This is a genomic window from Limnohabitans sp. (assembly GCF_044373035.1).
Lineage (GTDB): Bacteria > Pseudomonadota > Gammaproteobacteria > Burkholderiales > Burkholderiaceae_C > Limnohabitans_A.
The window spans coordinates 1-2,774 of sequence record NZ_JBILQU010000215.1; the positions used below are offsets into that span (position 1 = coordinate 1).

Below are 2,774 nucleotides of genomic sequence, written 5' to 3' on the forward strand. Positions count from 1 at the left end.
CGGTCATCAGCTGCGGGTTTGCAATATTTTGTACATGGCCAACACTTTGCGCACGTAGTTTTGCGTCTCTTGGTAGTTGGGGATCTGGTGTCCAGCCCGGCTGACAGCGCCTTGGCCCGCGTTGTAGGCGGCCAGCACCAGGTCCATGCGGCCGGGGTACAACCGGGTCAGGTCGGCCAGGTGGCGGGTGCCGACCTGGATGTTGATGCCGGGTTCTTTGAGTTTTTGCACGACCGAGAGGCCTGGCTCTGACCGAACACCGTATTGCGCAGCGGTGGCAGGCATGATTTGCATCAGGCCCACAGCCCCTTTGTGGGACACGGCTTGAGGGTTGAAGGCCGATTCGGTAGCGGTCACCGCCTTGACCAGCGCATAGTCAACGCCATGGGTCTGGGCCGCGGCCATCAGCTGGGCCTGGTTGTCCTTGTAGCCGCTTCGCGATTCGACAAAGTGCAGTGTGCGGCGTGCCTGGTCTTCAGGCAAAACACCCAGGTCGGACACATTCGGGGGGGCTGCCGGGGTCTCGGCGGCAATGATCAAGAGTCCTTTTGCCACGGGCTGGTTGGTGTAGTGGGTGACCCCTTGGTCATCCACGTATTTCCAGACTTGGGCCACGCAGGGCATGGCCAAGCCCAGACCGAGTGCCAGGCAAATGCCCCAGCGCCATACGGGCTGATCGGATACTTTGGCGCAGTGCGTCAATTCGCTAGACATGAAAACTGTCATTAAACTAGAGGTTTAGCGTCCATCAAAAGACATGTTCAATTTATCCACAAACCAAAAAAATGCCGCCTATGGGCTGGCCCTTGTGGCCGGCTTGCTGGCCTTGTATGCCACTGGGTTCAAAAACCAGTTGGTGTTCGACGATGCACGCCTGACCGACGGCACCATTTTCGGCCAATACGGCAGCTTGCTGGAGTTGCGCGTGCGGACGTTGTCTTACGGCAGCTTTGTCTGGATCCAGACTATTTTAGGCGAAAGCTGGCCCATTCAGCGCATGTTCAACCTGGCCTTGCACGGTGCCACCGCCATCGCCCTCGGGGCCTTGGTGCACGAATTGCTCAAATCCACCACTTGGAGCGAGCATTTGCATCAGAGTGCCGACAGGGATGGGGCGCTGAGAGGTGCCAGCCAGATGGCGGCGGCGATCTGGGCGTTTCATCCGGTGGCGGTTTATGGCGTGGCGTATCTGATTCAGCGCTCGATCGTCATGGCCACCTTGTTTGTGGTGTTGGCTTGCCTGTGCATGGTGTGGGGCATGAAGCAGCGCCGCTGGGTCTGGTATTGGGCGGCGGCTGCCTTTTATGTGTTGGCCTTGGCCTCGAAAGAGTACGCGATCAGCGCCTTGTTGTTGGTGCCGCCCCTGTACATCTTTGTCAGACGTCCGGGTTTCAAAATGGCTTTGGCCATCAGTTTTGGCGCGTTGGGCTTGATGGGCCTGTCCGCTGCTTTGTTGCTGCAGGTCTACGGCAGCATCATCGGGGTGGTGTTTGACGAGACCTCCCGGGCGTTTGCGGCTCAGCTGGAGCAGATCCAGCCCGGTATTGGCAAAGACCTGTATGCCTTGAGTATTTTGAACCAGGCCAGCTTGTTTTGGCGTTACGGCATGACGTGGCTATTGCCTTTGCCGGGGTTCATGGCGGTGGACATTCGACCGCAATTTCCGCTGAGTTTTGGCAGCATCGAGTTGGTGGGGGCCGCGGCTTATGTGTTGGCCATGCTGGGCAGTGCTTGGCTGGTGTTGCGCCGAAGCGATGCCTGGGCGCTGGCGGCATTGGCGATTTTGTTGCCGGGTTTGATGTTCGTCACCGAGTTCACCACCGTCTGGATACAGGACCCTTTTGTCTTGTACCGCAGTTATTTGTGGTCCATCACGCTGCCTTTGCTCTTGGCCATTCCCCTGGCTTATGCACAAGGCAAGACGCGGCTGATCGCCACCGTGCTGCTGTGTTTGGTGCTGGCGCTGCTCAGCTGGGGGCGCATCGACAGCTTTTACAACGCGCGCAGTGTGTGGGCCGATGCGGCCGCCAAAATTGACATGAAAGCCCCGGCGCAAGCGGTGGGCCGCTGGCGACCGTTTTTGAACCATGGGGCTGAAGCTTTGGATCGTGCCGATTATGTCGAGGCAACGCGCCTGTTCAGCACAGCCGTGAATTTGGGGGAACCGTTGGGTTCTGCTCGCATGAACCTGGGCGTGGCTTTGCAGCAGCAAAAGCAACACAACGCGGCACTGGAGCAACTGGCGCAGGCCGAGCGCCAAGGCTTCACCGAGGCTGCCTTGTATTACCACCGGGGGGAGTCGTATTTTGCGATTCGCAACTTCGAGGAGGCCCAACGCAGCTTCACCCAGGCTCTGGGCCAACCCCAAGCACCTGAGGTGGCGTTTTTCACGCGGGTTCGCCGCGCCGAGGCTGCGGTGGCCCAAAAGGATTTCGCCACCGCCATTGCCGACTACAAAATCATCGTGGCGGCGAAACCCGATGCCCAGCGCTACCTGCTTGGTTTGGTGTTGGCCCACAACGGCCAAAAAGACTATGCCAGCGCCTTGGAGTTGCTCAACCCAACCTTGGCCAAACGTCCGACATCCGGGGCGCACTACGCGCGTGCCCTGACCTATTTCAACATGGGCAACTGGGCCGCCAGTGTGCTGGACCTGAACATCGCCTTGAGTGCTGAACCCAACAACCCCGCCTATCGCCAACTGGAACGCCAGTTGGCCGGCGCAGCACCCAAGGCCAAACCCTGATGCCCGCTTTGCAAATCACCACCTCGCT

General features: G+C 59.2%; 2 protein-coding genes. One reads left to right on the plus strand and one right to left on the minus strand.

The window, feature by feature from the left end; genetic code table 11:
- Positions 1–6: 6 nt before the first annotated feature.
- On the minus strand, positions 7–714 hold the full coding sequence (locus tag ACIQ47_RS16080) for a lytic transglycosylase domain-containing protein (RefSeq protein WP_396439039.1): 708 nt from the start codon (positions 712–714) through the stop codon (positions 7–9).
- Between the two features lie 43 nt (positions 715–757).
- On the opposite strand from ACIQ47_RS16080, the gene ACIQ47_RS16085 reads away from it, so the two are divergent.
- Positions 758–2,746 carry a tetratricopeptide repeat protein gene (locus tag ACIQ47_RS16085; protein WP_396439040.1) on the plus strand — a complete coding sequence of 663 codons (1,989 nt, stop codon included), beginning with the start codon at positions 758–760 and terminating at the stop codon, positions 2,744–2,746.
- Positions 2,747–2,774 lie beyond the last annotated feature (28 nt).

Excerpts from the sequence above, each read along its gene's own strand:
- ACIQ47_RS16080 (WP_396439039.1), bottom strand. The coding sequence starts at position 714 with ATGTCTAGCGAATTGACGCACTGCGCCAAAGTATCCGATCAGCCCGTA.
- ACIQ47_RS16085 (WP_396439040.1), top strand. The coding sequence starts at position 758 with ATGTTCAATTTATCCACAAACCAAAAAAATGCCGCCTATGGGCTGGCC.